Raw genomic sequence first — 17,129 nt, 5'->3', positions numbered from 1 at the left:
GGAATCTCGAACAGGCGGGGCGTTGGCCAACCGGCCAGGGTTTGGGCACCCGGGCACGCCGCAACGACCGGCGTGCGCGCCGTTGTGCGTATTTCCCCGCCCAGCCCCCGGGCGCCAGATCGCTACAATGCGGATATGAACTCATCCAACTCGTCTTTCCCGCTCGACGCCGCCTGGCGGATCGACCGCGACCGGCTGATGTCGCTCGCCGCGCGGCCGGTGCGCGACTGGCCGATCGAGATCGTCGATGAAACGGGCTCCACGAATGCCGACCTGATGGCGCAGCTCAAGGAACAGCCTCGCAACAAGACGTCAGCGTCAGCGTCGTCACCCGGCTCGTTCTCGCCACGTTCGACGCTGAAGGCCGCCGATGGCACGCCGTTCGTGCGAGTTGCATATTTGCAGACCGCCGGCCGGGGCCGCCGGGGCCGCGCATGGGTTGCGCAACCGGGCAACGCGCTGCTGTTTTCCATCGCCTGCGTGCTGCCGCGGCCGCTGGAAGGGCTCGCGGGCCTGAGCCTCGCGGCCGGCACCGCCGTGCTCGACGCGCTGAACAGCTTGCCGCTGGCGGCATCGGCGAGACTGGCGCTGAAATGGCCGAACGACATCCTGCTCGACGACGGCAAGCTCGCCGGCATCCTCATCGAAACCGCGTGGAATACGCCGCGGGCAAGCGCGGTGGTCATCGGTATTGGCATCAACCTGCACGGCGCGGCGGAATTGGCCGCCGAACTCGATGAAGCGCAGCGTCGAAACGCCCTTCCCGTGCCGGGCAACCTGCCGGCATCGTTGTCGCGGGCGTGGCCCGACGCTAATCTCACCGACACCCTCGCCGCCGTCCTGAACGCGCTCGATGCCACCCTCGCACGTTTTGCCGCCGACGGCTTCCGCCCGTTTCGCCAGCAATGGCTCGCCGCACACGCCTACGCCGGACGCGAGGTCGTACTGCTTGAGCAAGGCGTGGAAGTGGCGCGCGGCGTGGCGGTCGGTATTGACGATAACGGCCAGTTGCAGATCGACACGCCCACGGGTCTAAGGACCGCCACCACTGGCGACGTCTCGCTGCGCCTTGCGGAGCAGCGGCCGTGAGTGGTGAATCGTTTCTGCTTATCGATGCAGGTAATAGCCGGATCAAATGGTCGCTGGTAAGCGCCACCCAGGAAACGCTCAGTGGGGGCGCGTTTGAACACGTCGACGTCGAAGCCGTTCTGGCGGATATAGCCGACTGGTCCAGCTTGCCGCGCCCTGCGGGCGCATGGATTTCGAACGTGGCGGGACCGCGCGTGGGCGAGCGCATTTCAGCCCTTCTTGATGCACGCTGGTCCGGCTTGCCCCGCACGATCGTGCGCGCGCAGGCGCAACAATCAGGCGTAACGAACCGCTACACGGAACCGGCGGCGCTCGGCAGTGACCGGTGGTGCGGCATGATCGGCGCGCACGCCGCTTACCCCGGGGAAAACTTGCTGATTGCCACCATCGGCACGGCGACGACGCTTGAAGCGCTGCTCGCCGATGGCACGTTCACAGGCGGCCTGATTGCACCCGGCTGGTTGCTGATGATGCAATCACTCGGCACCCACACGGCACAATTGCCCACGCTTCTGCCTGACACCGCCCGCCGCGCAATCAGCTCATCCAACGGTATTTTTGCCACCGACACGCGTACGGCTTTGTCATCCGGAAGCCTGCTCGCGCAGGCCGGTTTGATAGAACGCGCGTGGCAGGATCTGCGCGCCCAATGGAACGACGACGTACGCCTGATTCTTAGCGGCGGTGGCGCCAGCGAAGTGGCGGGCGCGCTAAAGGTGCCGCATACTCGCCACGACTCCCTCGTGCTCGCGGGGCTAGCATTGATCGCTCGCGAAGCCGCCGTATCCCGTTCACCTGATTGATGGAGCGCTTTCCATGTTGCGCTGGCTGCTCGCCCTGTTATTTCTGGCAAATCTGTTGATGTTCGTTGTCGTGCAAGGCGTGTTCGGGCCGCTGCCATCGGCCGGCGGACGCGAACCGCAACATCTCGACCGGCAAGTGCATCCGGAACTGGTACGCGTTCGCCCGATCAGCCCTGAAGAAGCCGCAGACCAGGCGGTGGTCGGCGGTCCCGCGCCTGCGGCCGCCGTACAGGCGGCGCCGCTTACGCAATAAGCTGTTTCCTGGCGCCGAATTTATCCCTGCGTGCGCACTTTCTTGAGCAATGCGGTCGTCGAGCGGTCGTGCTCGAACGCAATGGCTAGCGCCTTGCCGCCCCAGCTGCGCACCAGCGCCGATTCCGCCAGCTTGTCCATGTCGTAATCGCCGCCTTTCACCAGCACGTCCGGATGCAGTTCGCCGATCAGCTCCAGCGGCGTCGGCTCCTCGAATTTCACCACCCAATCCACGCTTTCCAGCGCGGCCAGCAACGCCATGCGGTCGTCTTCGCGATTGATCGGCCGGTCGTCGCCCTTGCCGAGCATACGCACCGACGCGTCACTGTTCACACCGACAATCAACGTTGCACCCAGCGCCTTGGCATCGGCGAGATAGGTCACATGGCCGCGATGCAGGATATCGAAGACGCCATTCGTGAAAACCACCGGCGATGCGAGTTGCGTGCGCGCAGCAGCGAGCGCGTCGCGCGTCATGATCTTGCGTTCGAAAGGAGCAGGCATGTCGGTAAGCGATGAGGGATTCAGAAGGACCGTAGTGTGCCATGCGTGCCGGCGCACGTTTACTTACGGCCGAGTACAAGCGTGTTTGCGCATGGAACACGCCCTTCATAAACAAACAGCCCGCCGATCACAAACCGGCGGGCTGTTCAGAACAACAAGACGGAGTGCCGATCAGGCCGGCAGTTGTGACGCGGCTTGTGCAGCCTGCAGGCGCAAAACGACTTCCTTGCGATACCGGTTCAACTCCTGCGCCGTGGCGAACGAGCGCTCGAACAGAATGGAAAGGTTATGCAGGATCCGTTCGACGACTTTCTTTTCCCAACTGTCGTCGAACCGAATTTGTTCGTCGAGCCAGTGTTCGAGCCATTCCGGATCCGGCAAACGCGACTGGATCGTGTCGCGCGGAAACAGCGCCTGGTTGACGTGGAGATTGGTCGGGTGCAGCGGTTTTTCCGTGCGCCGTGCCGAAGCCATCAGGACACCGATCTTCGCGAACGCGGCGCGCGCGATATCGCCGGTCTGCGTCATCGCTTTCTTCATGTAACGCAGATACGCGCCGCCGTGACGTGCTTCGTCGCGCGAAATGGTTTCGTAGATGTGCTTGATCACCGGTTCCGTGTGCCATTCGGCCGCGCGCCTGTACCAGTGGTTAAGGCGGATCTCGCCGCAGAAGTGCAGCATCAGCGTTTCGAGCGGAGGAGCGGGATCGAATTCGAAGCGAACGGCATCGAGTTCTGCTTCGGTCGGCACCATTTCAGGCTTGAAGCGGCGCAGATATTCCATCAGCACGAGCGAGTGTTTCTGCTCTTCGAAGAACCACACGCTGATGAACGCCGAAAAATCGCTGTCGTTGTGGTTGTCGCGCAGGAACATTTCCGTGGCGGGCAACGCGGACCATTCGGTGATCGCGTTCATCTTGATGGTCTTGGCTTGTTCGTCGGTGAGCAGCGCCGAGTCGAATTTGTCCCAGGGAATATCTTTCTCCATGTCCCAACGAACCGATTCCAGCGATTTATACAGTTCCGGATAAAGCATCGTGTTCATAGTCCACCCCTGGTTTGCAACGTAGTGCGACAGTTCTGTCTGTTGTAACTTTAGCCGGCTACGCGCGGGAACCCGCGCCGCCAGCGGCGAAGCTTTCAATTTTACGCGGGAATCAGGCGCTCAGATGCAAAAACGGTAAAGAAGCGCCTGTCGCGTCCTTCTGCGACTTTTTGCCCGTTGCAAACGCGGCGGTAAGCGGCGCTGCAATGTCTACCGTGGGTGAGGAACCAACCCTGTGCCTGAGGTAAGTACGAAGCGCGAGCTGTGTTGCAGCTCATTTAAAGCCTTTTTTGATACTTTGTTAAAACCTTGTTGCCTGGCGAGACCCTCCCCTGACTTTCGCCGGGTACTGATGAGTGAGTCGCATGAAGCATGCCTTTCACGCGTGACAGGCGCAAGGCGCAACATGTTTTACGTCACGCCAAGGCGTTGGACCATGAAACGTATCTTGGTCACGCCCGGCCTGGCCTCGCTGCATCAACCGTCATGCAAACCAGACGATGCAGCAAAACGCCCGTCGATCATAGCATGGCGCTATGTCGCCACTCCGCTACAACGTCTTCAATCGGCCCAAGTCCCGCAACGTTCAGCACGCCATCAGGGAGCTTGCGCCGTAATGCGGGACTGCTGCCACCGACCCAGATCACCACGTTCGGCGACAGAGCCGCGCGCAACTCCATGAGTCCGTTGACCACGGCCTGCGCGGGCATGGAAGCGGAAAACGACAGGGCGACAATATCGATTTCATGGGCCGTGACGGCGTCGACTATGTCCTGGTGTGGCGTCTGCGTCCCGAGCGCCACGCATTCGCAATCGGCCAGCGCGAGCATAGCCTCCGCCATCAGGATTCCGAGCCCATGCCCCTCGCCCGGCAGCGTGGTGAGCAGCACCCGCGGGTGCGTGCCGCGCCCGCGCAAAGCCTCGGAGAGCGGACGCATGAGCGAGCGCAGTGTGACCTGCATGGCTTCACTGAAGAGGTGCTCGTGATAGACCTGCAGCGTGGCTGCTGCCCATGCATTGCCCACCCTCGCCGACAACGGCGCAGCCACGTCGAGAACGAAGTGCGCGAGCCCTTCGCGCGTGGCGCGCTTGAGCAGCTCGAAGCGGAAGTCGTCGTAGCGGCCTACCCGCAGCAGTTCCACAAGGCGGTCCAGTTGCGCGTCCGGCGCGTCCTGCCCCACGCCCGAATCTTCAGCCAGCTGCTGTAGACGGGCGATCGATTGCGGCAGGACCTTGCTCGGCCTGTGGCCCGCGTCGAGCAGGCGCTTGACCAGCCTGAGCTTGGTCACCTGCTCTTGCGGATAGAGCCGCTCGCCACCCGATGATCGCAGCGGCTGCGGGAAGCCGTAACGACGCTCCCAGACCCGCAACGTGTCCTTGGTCAGCCCGATCTCGTGAGCGATCGCTCCAATACCAATTCCGATGCCCACGATACCCGCCACAGCACCGTCCTCCGCCGTGCCCGTTGGATCGGGATTGACCGGCGTCAACCCTCCCGCTCCAGCCTCACCGCCCGCCGTAACGCACATGGACAGATCAGTTTCCGATGTATTTGTCATGGACAAACTCGCGAATAGATAAATTAACAGATGAGGCGAAAACCGCCTCAATTCCATTATCTATGGACTTTCGCGACAATTCGAAACATTATTGACCATAGACGAAATTTATTTATCGCGGTGGACAAAATGTCGTCAGCGAATGATCGTTAAATTCCGGCCGCGTGCATCCATCGCGACCGGGATTGCGTAAATCACCTTGAATGCGGCATGAGCAACCGCCGGTAGTTCCAGACAAAGAGCCGTCAGAGCCATCAGGCAGTCGACACAAAAGACAAAGACACACGGAGCACCGTCATGAAAGTTGCGGTAATCGGAGCGGGGATTTCTGGGCTCGCGTGCGCCTATCGGCTGGCGAAGGCCAAGGCGGGTATCGACGTGACGCTGTTCGAGGGCGGCAGCTACTTTGGTGGTCATACCAACACGGTGGACGTGACCCTCGACGGCATCACGCACGGCGTGGATACCGGCTTCCTGGTCTTCAATCACCGTACCTATCCGAACCTGGTGAAGCTGTTTGAAGAGCTCGACGTTCCCACCACCGCGACCGATATGTCGTTCTCCGTTTCGCTGACGGACCGCCGGCTGGAATGGGCGGGTAGCGACCTGAACACGGTTTTCACGCAGCGCCGCAATCTGCTGCGCCCGGCATTCCTGCGCATGCTGGCCGATATCCTCCGCTTCAACCGCACGACCACCGCGCTGGCGCTGGCTGGCAAGGACGTTCAACTCGCCGAACCGGTGAGCGTCTTCCTTGAACGTGAACAGTTTTCGACCGCATTCCGCGACTGGTACCTGTTGCCGATGATCGGCGCGATCTGGTCATGTTCCACATCGCAGATGATGGCGTTTCCCATCGGCACGCTGATTCGCTTTTGTCATAACCACGGCCTGCTGCAAGTCAACGACCGGCCGCAATGGCACACCGTCAACGGCGGCGCACGCGAATACGTGCGGCGCATGCTGCCGGTCATAGGCGACGCCCGCGCCGGTGCGCCCGTGACATCGGTGAGACGCAGCGCGCACGGAGTAGAGATCGATAGCGCGCGGGGGTTGGAACACTTCGATCACGTCGTGCTTGCGTGCCATAGCGACCAGGCACTGGCCCTCCTCGCCGATCCCTCGCTTGACGAATCGGCCACGCTGGGTGCGATCGGCTACGCGCCGAATCGCGCGGTGTTGCATACAGACACTTCGCTGCTGCCGGCGCAACGGGCATGGTCTGCCTGGAACTACGAAAGCCGCACCGGCGAGCTGGGCGGTGAGCCACAGTTATGCGTGCATTACCTCATCAACAAGCTGCAACCGTTGCCATTCAAGACGCAAGTCATCGTCTCGCTGAACCCGGTGCGTGAGCCGCGTCGCGACACCGTGATGCGCGAGTTCGCCTACAGCCACCCTGTCTTCGATCAAGCCGCTATCCAGGCTCAACGCAATTTGCCGTCGATGCAAGGCGTACGCAATACGTGGTTCGCGGGTGCATGGACCGGTTACGGTTTCCACGAAGACGGGCTGAAGTCCGGCCTGGAAGCGGCCGCGAAGCTGACCGGCCTTGCGGCTATCGCGGCATCAAGCGGTAACGAAACGGCGCTTGCAGCATGAGTACGCCAGCCCCCCAATCCTTCGATACCCCCGACCTGCTGCTCGTCGGACCCGTGCGACACAAGCGGCTGCGCCCGGCACGCAACGCGTTCTCCTACGGCGTCTACACGTTGCGGCTGCCGCTGCGCGCACGTGCTGCAAGGCTGGCCCAAGGTACGCAGCGCGACTCGCGCTTGTTCGCGACCAATCGATTCGGCTTACTAAGCTTTCACGACAGTGATCACGGTGCCGAGGGACAAACGGCGCTCCAATGGATCGAATCGATGCTGCACGAAAACGGCATCCACGACGCCACCGGCGAGATCTTCCTGCACACGTTCCCCCGCGTGCTGGGCTACGTTTTCAATCCGGTGAGCTTCTGGTTTTGCGAGCGCGCGGACGGCACGTTGCGCGCCGTGGTGTGTGAAGTGAACAACACCTTCGGCGAGCGCCATTGCTACCTGCTCGATCCGGGCAGCGGCGTCCTGAACGGCACACCGCTCACTGCACGCAAAGTTTTCCACGTGTCGCCGTTCTGCAAGGTGCAAGGGCACTACACGTTCCGCTTCATGTTTGCATCGCCGAAATGCGGTAAGCCTTTGCGCTCGCTCGCCTGCATCGACTACGACGATGGCGAGGGTCCGCTGCTGCTGACCAGCATCGCGGGGAGCGCCCGCCCGCTCGATGCCCGCAACGTGCTGCGCGTGTTCTTCGGTTATCCGCTGATGACGTTCGGCGTCGTCGCGAAAATTCATTGGCAAGCGCTGAAGCTGTTCTTCAAGCGCGTGCCGTTTCTGAGCAAACCCACTCCGCCGGCTGCGAATGTCTCGCACGAGCGGGCCGAATTGCCGACCAGGTGACTTGCAATGTCGACACAGCCCTCCTCCCCTTCATCGCTACGCAGTCCGGTTGCATCTTGGTTCATCCGGCCCCTGCTGCGGACCCATGGCGCGTTGCGCAAACCCGCGGCCGCGCGCGTAGTGCTCAGGCTGTTGAGCCAGCTTCAATACGGCGTCCTCGATGTCCACCTCCCCGACGGCACCACGCGCCGTTTCGGACAAGCGCCTGATGCCCCCGGCAACCCGCCGTACGCGCGTGTCGTGCTGACCAACTGGAACGTGTGCGCGGCGGCGCTGAAGAGCGGTGATATCGGTTTTGCCGAGACCTATCTGGCGGGCGACTGGCATACCGACGATCTCGCCGCGCTGCTCGACATCATGGTGCGCAACCGCACGACGATCGAGGCGGTGGTCTACGGTTCGTGGTTCGGCAAGCTGACGAATCGCTTCCGGCATCTGCGCAACGCGAACACGAAGGAAGGCAGCCGGCGCAATATCCACGCGCATTACGACCTCGGCAACGCGTTCTACAAGCTCTGGCTCGACAGCACGATGACCTATTCGAGCGCTCTCTTCGACGGTTCTCCGGACCAGACGCTCGACGACGCGCAACGTGCGAAATACCGGCGGCTGCTCAACGAACTGGAACTCGAGGGCGTCAATCCAAGCGTGCTGGAAATTGGTTGCGGCTGGGGCGGATTCGCACAACTCGCTGCAAGTGAGGCGAAAGCGAACGTGACCGGCCTCACGCTGTCCTCGGAACAGCTCGCTTACGCGCAGCAGCGTCTGGCAGACGCGGGGCTCAGCGACCGGACCGATCTTCGCCTGCAGGATTACCGCGATACCCACGGCCAGTTCGACGCGATTGCATCAATCGAAATGTTCGAAGCCGTGGGCGAGGAATACTGGCCGAGCTACTTTGACTGCATCAAGCGCAATCTGAAGCGCGGCGGGCGGGCGTGCGTGCAGACGATCACTATCGACAACGCGCTGTTCGATCGTTACAGGACGAGTACCGACTTTATCCAGCAGTATATTTTTCCAGGCGGTATGCTGCCCTCGCCTGCCGTGTTCGTGCAATCGGCGGAACGCCACGGGCTGAAAGTGGTCAATCAGTTCTCCTTTGGCCGCGACTATGCGCGCACGCTCAGGATGTGGCGCAACGCGTTTGTTGCGCGACTCGACGAGATCCGTGCACAAAGATTCGACGAACGATTCATCCGCTTGTGGGACTTTTACTTATGTTATTGCGAGGCCGCGTTCGCGCACTCGAACACCGACGTCATTCAGTTCACGCTGGAGCACGCCTGATTGCGAGAGCCGCTGCGCTCGCGCTGGTCCTGATCGTCTTGCCGCTGCAGGCATTCGCTTTCGATGCCGCATCGGTCGTGCGCCAGACGATTCCCCAGGCGCGCGTGCAGGGCGAAGGCGAGTTGCGCATGTACGGTTTTCATATCTACGACGCCAAGCTGTTTGTGGGACCGACGGGTCTGTCGAGCAAGGAATTGACTGCGCGGCCGTTTGCGCTGGATATCGAATATGCACGCGCTTTCAAGGGCCCCGCGATCGCCAAACGAGGCCGCGAGGAAATGGACGAGCTGAAGGTCGCCAGCAAGGCCCAGACGGCGCAATGGCAAGAGGAAATGGAAAAGATCTTCCCGGACGTGCAGCCGGGAGATCATGTCATTGGCGTATTCGTACCGGAACGCGGCACGACGTTTTATGCCGACGATAAAGTCATCGGCACGATTCCCGGCGACGACTTCGCTCGCGCATTCTTCTCGATCTGGCTCGATCCACGCACCTCGGCGCCGGGCTTGCGCAACCAGTTGCTCGCCAACGGCGCGGCGCAGTAGTCAAGCCTCAGTAGCTAGGCCGCAGCAGGTCAGCGTTTCAACCGCATCGCCACGCCGCTTGAAGCAGGCGTCAAAGCGGTTTCTTTCGTGGCGCCGCTTTCCTGGCAGGCGCTTTCTTTTCTTCGGCTTTCTTGGCAGCTGGCGGCGCGGCGGCTTCGGGCGGTTCTACATCGTTATCGTCGTCGTTATCGTCGTCGCCGTTTTCATCTTCATCCGTGCTCATGCTCGGCGTCGCCGCGCCGGCATGTTGTTGCGCCATCGCCAAGGTCGCAAGGCTGTTGAATTGCGACTGAAGCATGTTCCACCAGCCCGAAGGATCGAATGAAGCGTCGTTCACGCCGGCGTCATTTGGCGCAGCCTCTGACTCCGCTTGCGCCTTCGGCTTTTCCGGCGGCGGTGCCGGCCACCCGGAAGCGGCCGATGATGCCGCCGGCGAAGTCTTCGCCTTCTCCACCGACGACTGCGCGTACGCGCCGAATGCGCGCAGCGTGGCAAGCGTCGCGCGTTGCACTTCCAGCGCCTGGATAGCCGATTGCAGCATGTTCAAGTTGAGCTTGAGCCATTGCTCGACTGCGCGCATGTCCTTGATGCGCTTGTCGAGTTCTTCAACGTTCGTGAGCGGCGCGAGCATGTCGGACATCATGGACAGCGACGGGGATCCGCCCGGTGCGGCGGCTGACGCGAACGGGTTCAGCTTCATCATGTCCCACATCTTTTCCATCATGTCGCCCTGGGGGAAACCGGTCATGCCTGGGAAGCTTCCAAAGGGCGGCGTACCACCGGGCGTATCGGTCATGAGACTTTCTCCTTGATGCTGCGGGTACGGTTGAGGTTTGAGTGAAACCACAGATAGTCGATGCAGATCTAAAACGGCGATCCGCCCGGGAAATCCGGCGCGCGCCGCTCACGCAGCGACTTGATGCCTTCCTGCACATCAGGCCCGGAAAAGCCCATGAATTCAAGGGCCAGCGAAGTGTCGAAGGCCGGGCCGGCCGTTCGCAGCCAGTTGTTCAGTGCGTATTTGGTCCAGCGGATGGCGGTCTGCGAACCTTGCGCCAGACGATTCGCGACTTCGAAAGCTTTCGTCAGCAATTCGCTTTCGTCCACCGCCAGCGACACCAGCCCGATGCGCTCCGCCTCCTCGCCGCTCACCGGTTCGCACAACAGCAGGTAATACTTCGCTTTCGCCATGCCGCACAGCAGCGGCCACACGATTGCCGCGTGATCGCCGGCGGCCACGCCGAGCCGCGTGTGTCCATCGATAATGCGCGCAGTTTTCGTCGCGATGGAAATATCGGCGAGCAAGCCTGCCACCAGTCCCGCACCGACCGCCGGTCCGTGCATTGCCGAGACGATCGGCTTGCTGCAGTTGATCACGTTATAGACAAGATCGCGCGCCTCGCGCCAGACCCGCGTGCGGACCTCGAAGTCGGACGCCATCTGTTCGACCAGATGCAGGTCGCCGCCACCCGAAAACCCCTTGCCCTCGCCGCGAATCAACGCCACGCGCGTGTCTGGATCGCGATCGATATCACGCCAGATATCCGCCAGTTCGCGATGCATGTTTGCATCCGCGGTCGCGAGTCCGCTCTTGTTCGCGCCCGCGCCGTTCATCACGATTTCGAGCACGCCGTGGTCGTGCCGCCGTAATTCCAGCGACGTGTAATGTGAGTACAGAGAAAGGTCGCTCATGGCCGTGCCTTAGCTAAAACGAAAATCACCGAGGTTGATAGATCCACTTGCCGTTCTCGATCTCTGCTATCACGCGGGCACGCTGATCGAGACCTATATGGTCGTTCGGCGTCATGTTGACGAGGCCGTTCGAGTCCGCAAAATTCTTCGTATTTTCCAGCGCATCGCGTAAGGCGCCGCGGAACTCGGGCGTGCCTGGCGCACCCGCCTTCAACGCGATCGGCACTGCGCGGTTCAGCAACATGCCAGCGTCCCATGCATACGAGCCGAACGCCGAGACCGTGCCCGCGCCGTACTTCGTTTCATACAGCTTGATGTATTCGAGCGCGAGATGTTTCGCCGGATGATCGTCTGGCAGTTGCGACGCGACCAGCACCGGGCTCGTCGGCAAGAACGTGCCGTTGCAATCCGCCCCGCACACGCGCAGGAAGTCTCGATTGCCCGTGCCGTGGTTATGATAGATCACGCCCTTGTAGCCGCGTTCTCTCAAGGTCTTCGGCGGTAGCGCGGCCGGCGTTCCCGCTGCGCCCACGACCACCGCGTCCGGCTTCGCAGCCAGGATCTTCAGCACCTGGCCGGTCACGCTGGTGTCGGTACGGTTGAAGCGCTCGTTCGCCACCATCGTAATGTGGTGAAGCTGCGCGAACTTAGCTACCTCTGCATAAAAGGTCTCGCCGAGCGCGTCAGCCTGACCGATGAACGCCATTGTTTTCACGCCATGATTGCTGGCATGCTCGGCAATGGCGGACGCCATCATGGCGTCGGTTTGCGGCGTCTTGAAGACCCAGTGGCGCTTGGCATCCACCGGTTCAATGATCTTCGATGAAGACGCGAGCGAGATCATCGGCGTCTGGCCGTCGGCGACCACATCGATCATGGCGAGCGAGTTCGGCGTAATGGATGAACCGATGATCGCGTCCACGTGATCTTCGGAAATCAGCTTCTTCGTGGTCTGGACGGCTTGCGTGGTGTCGGAAGCGTCATCGAGAATGATGTAGTCAACCGGGCGACCGCCCATTTCCTTCGGCAGCAGCGCCACCGTGTCGCGCGCCGGAATGCCGAGCGACGCCGCCGGCCCCGTCAGCGACAACACCAGCCCGATCTTCACATGCGGCGTCTGCGCCAAGGCTGACGTTGAAAGTGTGATCAAAACAGCCGCCGCCAACTGCCTGAACGCCGCTCCCCATCCGCCGCCTGCCTGCATCGAAGTCTCCTTGTTATGGTGCGTCAACGCAGTTTTTTTGAGCGTTTCGACGCAATGCGGCTAAGTGTAGGGCGGCGCAGCATGCGAGCGCATCGGGCGAAACCCCTTACTGGCGGCGTCGCTCATTCAACAGTCATCCATTCAGCGCCACGACCGATTGGTCGATGGCACCAAAAATCGACTTCCCGGCTTCATCGAATATTTCGATCTTCACGCTGTCGCCGAACTTCATGAACTCCGTTGTGGGCGCACCGTGTTCGATGGTCTCCAGGCAACGCTTCTCGGCGATACAGCAATAACCCCGCTTCGTATCCTTGTTCGAGACCGTGCCCGAACCCACTATCGATCCCGCGCGCACATTGCGGGTCTTCGCGGCGTGGGCGATCAACTCCCCGAAGTTGAACACCATGTCGGTGCCGCAATCGGGCTGGCCGACTTTCTTGCCGTTCCAGTGCACGATCATGGGCCGATGCACACGGCCTTCGTGCCACGAGTCGCCAAGTTCGTCCGGCGTGACCGCGACCGGCGAGAACGCCGTGGCCGGCTTGCTCTGGAAAAAGCCGAAGCCTTTGCCGAGTTCCGCGGGGATCAGGTTGCGTAGCGAGACATCGTTCACCAGCATCAGGAGGCGCACGTGCCTGAGCGCATCGGCCGGTTTGACGGCCATTGGCACGTCGGTCGTGATCACGGCCACTTCGGCTTCAAAGTCGATGCCATAAGCCTCCGATGCACACACGATATCGTCTTCGGGTCCGAGCAAATCGTCGCCACCGCCCTGGTATATCAAGGGATCGGTCCAGAATTCGGGCGGCATTTCCGCTTTGCGGGCACGTCGCACGAGTTCGACGTGGTTCACGTAAGCCGAGCCGTCGGCCCACTGGAACGCGCGGGGAAGCGGCGCCATGCAGGCTTTGGGGTCGAAGGCAAAAGAGTGGCGAGCGCGGCCCTGGTTCAGCGAATCCGAGAGATCCTGCAACTGGGGCGCGTAAAAAGTCCAGTCGTCCAGCGCGCGTTGCAGCGTCGGCACGATCGCGTCGGCAATGGCCGCCGTGCGCAAATCACGCGATACGACGACCAGTTGGCCGTCGCGCGTTCCGTCCTTCAGCGTGGCAAGTTTCATAAGCCGTTTTGTACGTTTAGTGACGATGGAGGAAATCTATTTTACGATGGTGAATCATGTCGGGGCGGTTTTGGGATGATTCCGGCTGTTGTCGTGGAATGATTCGCTGCGTTTGCCGATTCGTTTTCAGGGCTGGTGGACGTCCGCCTCGAGTGGTAATGCGTTTGCCAGTTGCCGTTCCATGCGGTCGTTTTCGCCGTTCCCTTGGCAGTTTATCGCCGCCGTTCAGGACGCTCACGCGCCTGCGGCCTAACCTTGTTTTCTGAACCGGCTCGCGCCGTTATCGATTTCTCCATGCCCTCTCCCAGCCGTCCCGGTTCGTCCGCGTTGCCCTCATCCGAACAGGCCGAAGCCGACGACGCCATCGACTCCGCCGATTCCACTGACTCAAGCGACATCGCCGACGCCACCGAGGAAAAATTCCGCTCCGGCATCCAGTCGATCGAAGTCGGCTTCCGCCTGCTCGACGTCCTGACCAACGAGCCGCGCGCGATGATGCTGCGCGATCTCGCCCAGCGCGCCGGCATGAGTCCGGCGAAAGCGCATCGTTACCTGGTGAGTTTCCAGCGGCTTGGCGCAGTCTCTCAGGACCCGGTATCCGGACGCTATGAGCTGGGTGGTTTCGCGTTGCAGATGGGTTTGGCGCGGCTTGCCCGAGTCGATGGCGTAAAGCTCGCGCGCATCGCGCTGACGGGGTTGCGCGACCGGCTTGACCTCACCGTGGGGATCGCGGTGTGGGGCAATCAGGGCCCGACCGTCGTGCACTGGATGGAGTCGAGCTATCCGGCGAAGGCTGCGTTGAAACTGGGCGATGTGATGCCGCTGTTGTCATCGGCGACGGGTTTGTTGTTTGCCGCATGGCTCCCGCGCAGCAAGACGCAAGCGATGCTCGATCGCGAACTCGCTGCCACGCGGCAGTCGATGACGGATATCGAACCAGTGCTGGCCGAGATCCGCGCCCGCGGCGCGGCGCGCGTGGAGGGCATGTTGCTGCCCACCATCCATGCCTTCTGCACGCCGGTGTTCGACTCGACCGGCGACCTCGCGCTCGGGCTGATCGCGCTCGGCCACGAAGGATCATTCGATACCCGCTGGGGCGGCGAGATTGACACTGCCTTACGAGAATGCGCGGGGCAGCTTTCTTACGAACTCGGGTATAAACCGGGCGAACGGTAAGACGTGAGGATCGTACGATCCTCACGAGCGAGGAACATCGCGGCGTGCCCGCGAGTCATATGCCTTTCGTGCGCGTTTCGTTTGGTCCTTTGATCATGCTTGGTCCTTTGATCATGCTTGGTCCTTTGATCATGCTTGGTCCTTTGATCATTCGCGTTCTGTCATGATCGTTGCCGATTGTTCCCCGGCAGCGTTTTACCGCTCACCTGATCACGCGTGTTTCCGAGCCAGCCGATGCCGTTCTCCCTGCTTCGCCGCCGTCGCGCCCTTTCCGGCGCATCGTCCGGCAATTTGCCCGCCGACCCTTCCAATCGATGGGTCGTGTGGCTGATCGTGCTGCTCGTTGTTCTGGCACTGCATTGGGCCGCGGGGCGCTGGGTGGATAGAAGCCGGAATGCATCGAATCCGGAGCAGCCGGCTGAACATGTCCCGGTGCAAGTGGAGTTGCTAACGCCCAAACCGATAGCGCAAGCCCCGACGCCTGTCGCGCCGCCACCGCCCGCTCCCGAGCCAAAGCCCGTGCCCCCACCCCAACCCACGCACGCCATCACGGCAGCGCAAACTGCACAAGCCATGCAGGCGGCTCAGGCGGCGCAAGTAGCTCAAGCTGCTCAGGCCGAGCAGGCAGCTCAAGCAGTGGCAGCGCAAGCAGCAGCCGCACAGGCCGCCGCGAAAGCAGCGCGCGACGCTGCGGCCTCTCAAGCGGCGGCTACCGCAGCGGCTACCGCAGCCGCCGCCGCAACCGGCGACAAATTCAGCGTCCCACCGTCGGGCGAACTTCGTTACGACACACGGATCAATGGCGTGATGAACCAGATCGGCACGATCCACTGGGTCAATGACGGCCAGCACTACGAGATGGTGGTGTCCATCCCCTTGCCGTTCGTCGGACCGTATGTGTATTCCAGCAAGGGCCATATCGACGGTTTCGGCATTGCCCCCGAGCAATACTCGGAGCAACGTGGCCGCCGCGCCGCCGACATCACCGTCTTCGATCGCACCACGAAACAACTGGTCTATACACGCACACCCAACAACCAGCCGCTGGCCGATGGCGCTGAAGATCGTTTCAGCGTTGTCATGCAGCTATCGAGCCTCGTACGCGGTTCGCCCGATGCCTACAAACCCGGCGTAGTGCGTCAATTCAGCGTTGCCGATAACGACAGCAACGAAATCTGGCCGATAGAAACCGTCGGCGATGAAAACGTCCAGACCGCTGACGGCAACGTGCAGGCTCGCCATTTCACCCGCCTGCCACGACGAGACGGTGATCGCCGGCGTCTCGACATCTGGCTCGCACCCGCGCTGGGCTGGCTGCCCGTGCGTATTCTGCAGACGGAGCCGAACGGCATGCAGATCGAAATGCTCTGGCGCGGCAAGCTGCAACCGCCGTCCGCGACACCGGGTCAATCCGGTGCGGGCACGCCGGATGCGTCTGAAGATGCAACACCCGCCGCGCCCATATCCGACAAACCCTGACATCTGTTCGATTTAACGCTGGCGATTTAACGCTGGCTTAAGTCAGGCCGGATAATCTGACTGAAGGTAAAGATTCGGCAAAAAACTCCGTTAAACAGGTGATGCCAAAACGTGCGAGGATGTCTGAAGATAGTTCGATCCCTAACTGATGGCGCCTCTTGACAGAGCCAGCATGCAAGTGTCGATCAAGCAGTTGGGCGCGAGGTAAAACGGTTGTACGTACATCGGTTGAGGGTTTCGCCAGGATCACCGAAGCGATCAGCGATTTCGATCTAAGGGGCAATCGACATTGATTAAAACACCCAGGCGGGTAATTGCGGTCGATGCAGACGAAAGCGGTGGTGAATTCAAGCATGAATGCAAGATTCGCAATACTTGACGCGTCAAATCTGTCCCCAGTAGAAGAAACACAGCGTTTCAGGGCACTTCTGGAAACATTTTTGCGGGAGAATGTCTAACAAAGGTCCTCGATGGGCTTTCGGTCTTACGTCGAGGCCACCCCTTGAATTCCAACCCAAACGCTCAATGTAAGACGCTGAAACGCCTTACGGGCAAACAGGAATAAGGAGTGTCGCCATGCAAATGATCTACAACAGCCCTAATTATTGTGTAGTCGAATTTCCGCCGCAGGACAATCATCTCGCGATGAAAGCCGGGGGTTACGAGATCGTGGACAAGACCATGCAGCGCGAAATCTTCATTGATGGCGCACTCGCGGCCCGTTTTCGCGAGCATGTCCAGAAGTTGATGCAGGAAGAACAATCTTTGGAGGATGTGGACGAGTTTCTCGGCCAGTTCGACATCTTGATGAACCAGCCAGTGATCCTTCACTAAACGGTATTGCGCGCGGTATTGCGCGTTGTAGCGTCGACCAAGCGGTTGGAACATCCAGCGACACCCCTAAAAAACCCCGCCACGAAAGTGGCGGGGG

General features: G+C 61.2%; 17 protein-coding genes. 10 read left to right on the top strand and 7 right to left on the bottom strand.

Annotated elements, in window-relative coordinates; all coding sequences use genetic code 11:
* Positions 1-135: 135 nt before the first annotated feature.
* Genes BSU04_RS39065 through BSU04_RS39055 form a run of 3 tightly spaced genes read left to right on the top strand, consistent with a single transcriptional unit; the run spans position 136 to position 2,145 of the window.
* On the top strand, positions 136-1,089 hold the full coding sequence (locus BSU04_RS39065; RefSeq protein ID WP_089165570.1) for a biotin--[acetyl-CoA-carboxylase] ligase: 954 nt from the start codon (positions 136-138) through the stop codon (positions 1,087-1,089).
* Positions 1,086-1,892 (top strand): type III pantothenate kinase, encoded by an 807-nt coding sequence (locus BSU04_RS39060; RefSeq protein ID WP_089165569.1) that lies wholly within the window; start codon positions 1,086-1,088, stop codon positions 1,890-1,892. Before BSU04_RS39065 ends, BSU04_RS39060 begins: the two co-directional genes overlap by 4 nt.
* Positions 1,893-1,905: 13 nt before the next feature.
* Entirely contained in the window at positions 1,906-2,145 is a 240-nt protein-coding gene (locus BSU04_RS39055) for a hypothetical protein (protein ID WP_089165568.1), read from the top strand.
* 20 nt (positions 2,146-2,165) lie between these two features.
* Here the strand turns inward: BSU04_RS39055 and rfaE2 are convergent, their stop codons facing one another.
* From rfaE2 to BSU04_RS39040, 3 genes are all read right to left on the bottom strand, one after another.
* On the bottom strand, positions 2,166-2,648 hold the full coding sequence (gene rfaE2, locus BSU04_RS39050) for a D-glycero-beta-D-manno-heptose 1-phosphate adenylyltransferase (protein WP_089165567.1): 483 nt from the start codon (positions 2,646-2,648) through the stop codon (positions 2,166-2,168).
* A 171-nt stretch (positions 2,649-2,819) separates the two neighbouring features.
* The gene (locus tag BSU04_RS39045; RefSeq protein WP_089165566.1) at positions 2,820-3,692 is read right to left on the bottom strand and encodes a ferritin; all 873 of its coding nucleotides are present in this window, start codon (positions 3,690-3,692) and stop codon (positions 2,820-2,822) included.
* A 521-nt stretch (positions 3,693-4,213) separates the two neighbouring features.
* Positions 4,214-5,251 (bottom strand): MerR family transcriptional regulator, encoded by a 1,038-nt coding sequence (locus BSU04_RS39040; RefSeq protein WP_256983801.1) that lies wholly within the window; start codon positions 5,249-5,251, stop codon positions 4,214-4,216.
* 297 nt (positions 5,252-5,548) lie between these two features.
* On the opposite strand from BSU04_RS39040, the gene BSU04_RS39035 reads away from it, so the two are divergent.
* Genes BSU04_RS39035 through BSU04_RS39020 form a run of 4 tightly spaced genes read left to right on the top strand, consistent with a single transcriptional unit; the run spans position 5,549 to position 9,527 of the window.
* A complete protein-coding gene (locus BSU04_RS39035) occupies positions 5,549-6,853 on the top strand; it encodes an NAD(P)/FAD-dependent oxidoreductase (protein WP_089165565.1) in 1,305 nt (434 codons plus the stop codon).
* A complete protein-coding gene (locus BSU04_RS39030; RefSeq protein WP_089165564.1) occupies positions 6,850-7,692 on the top strand; it encodes a DUF1365 domain-containing protein in 843 nt (280 codons plus the stop codon). Before BSU04_RS39035 ends, BSU04_RS39030 begins: the two co-directional genes overlap by 4 nt.
* Before the next feature lie 6 nt (positions 7,693-7,698).
* Positions 7,699-8,982, top strand: coding sequence for an SAM-dependent methyltransferase (locus BSU04_RS39025; RefSeq protein ID WP_089165563.1), 1,284 nt, complete (start codon positions 7,699-7,701; stop codon positions 8,980-8,982).
* Positions 8,913-9,527 carry a chalcone isomerase family protein gene (locus BSU04_RS39020; protein WP_089165562.1) on the top strand — a complete coding sequence of 205 codons (615 nt, stop codon included), beginning with the start codon at positions 8,913-8,915 and terminating at the stop codon, positions 9,525-9,527. The genes BSU04_RS39025 and BSU04_RS39020 overlap by 70 nt, the downstream gene beginning before the upstream one ends.
* Before the next feature lie 70 nt (positions 9,528-9,597).
* Here BSU04_RS39020 and BSU04_RS39015 read toward each other — a convergent pair whose 3' ends face one another.
* From BSU04_RS39015 to BSU04_RS39000, 4 genes are all read right to left on the bottom strand, one after another.
* Positions 9,598-10,323: a PhaM family polyhydroxyalkanoate granule multifunctional regulatory protein gene (locus BSU04_RS39015; RefSeq protein WP_179258595.1), complete on the bottom strand. Its 726-nt coding sequence runs from the start codon at positions 10,321-10,323 to the stop codon at positions 9,598-9,600.
* Between the two features lie 68 nt (positions 10,324-10,391).
* Positions 10,392-11,219 carry an enoyl-CoA hydratase/isomerase family protein gene (locus BSU04_RS39010; RefSeq protein ID WP_089165561.1) on the bottom strand — a complete coding sequence of 276 codons (828 nt, stop codon included), beginning with the start codon at positions 11,217-11,219 and terminating at the stop codon, positions 10,392-10,394.
* Positions 11,220-11,244: 25 nt separating this feature from the next.
* Positions 11,245-12,423, bottom strand: coding sequence for an ABC transporter substrate-binding protein (locus BSU04_RS39005; protein WP_089165560.1), 1,179 nt, complete (start codon positions 12,421-12,423; stop codon positions 11,245-11,247).
* Between the two features lie 133 nt (positions 12,424-12,556).
* Positions 12,557-13,543, bottom strand: coding sequence for a fumarylacetoacetate hydrolase family protein (locus BSU04_RS39000; protein ID WP_089165559.1), 987 nt, complete (start codon positions 13,541-13,543; stop codon positions 12,557-12,559).
* Between the two features lie 294 nt (positions 13,544-13,837).
* Between BSU04_RS39000 and BSU04_RS38995 the strand changes: the two genes are divergently transcribed.
* From BSU04_RS38995 to BSU04_RS38985, 3 genes are all read left to right on the top strand, one after another.
* Entirely contained in the window at positions 13,838-14,719 is an 882-nt protein-coding gene (locus tag BSU04_RS38995) for an IclR family transcriptional regulator (RefSeq protein WP_089165558.1), read from the top strand.
* A gap of 234 nt (positions 14,720-14,953) precedes the next feature.
* On the top strand, positions 14,954-16,198 hold the full coding sequence (locus tag BSU04_RS38990; RefSeq protein ID WP_089165557.1) for a DUF3108 domain-containing protein: 1,245 nt from the start codon (positions 14,954-14,956) through the stop codon (positions 16,196-16,198).
* Positions 16,199-16,774: 576 nt separating this feature from the next.
* Positions 16,775-17,032: a BTH_I0359 family protein gene (locus BSU04_RS38985; protein WP_056358215.1), complete on the top strand. Its 258-nt coding sequence runs from the start codon at positions 16,775-16,777 to the stop codon at positions 17,030-17,032.
* Positions 17,033-17,129 lie beyond the last annotated feature (97 nt).

It is taken from the genome of Caballeronia sordidicola (genome assembly GCF_002220365.1).
Taxonomy (GTDB): Bacteria; Pseudomonadota; Gammaproteobacteria; order Burkholderiales; family Burkholderiaceae; genus Caballeronia; species Caballeronia sordidicola_C.
The sequence above is the reverse complement of the archived record's forward strand: the minus strand, read 5'-3'. Positions and strand labels throughout refer to the sequence as shown.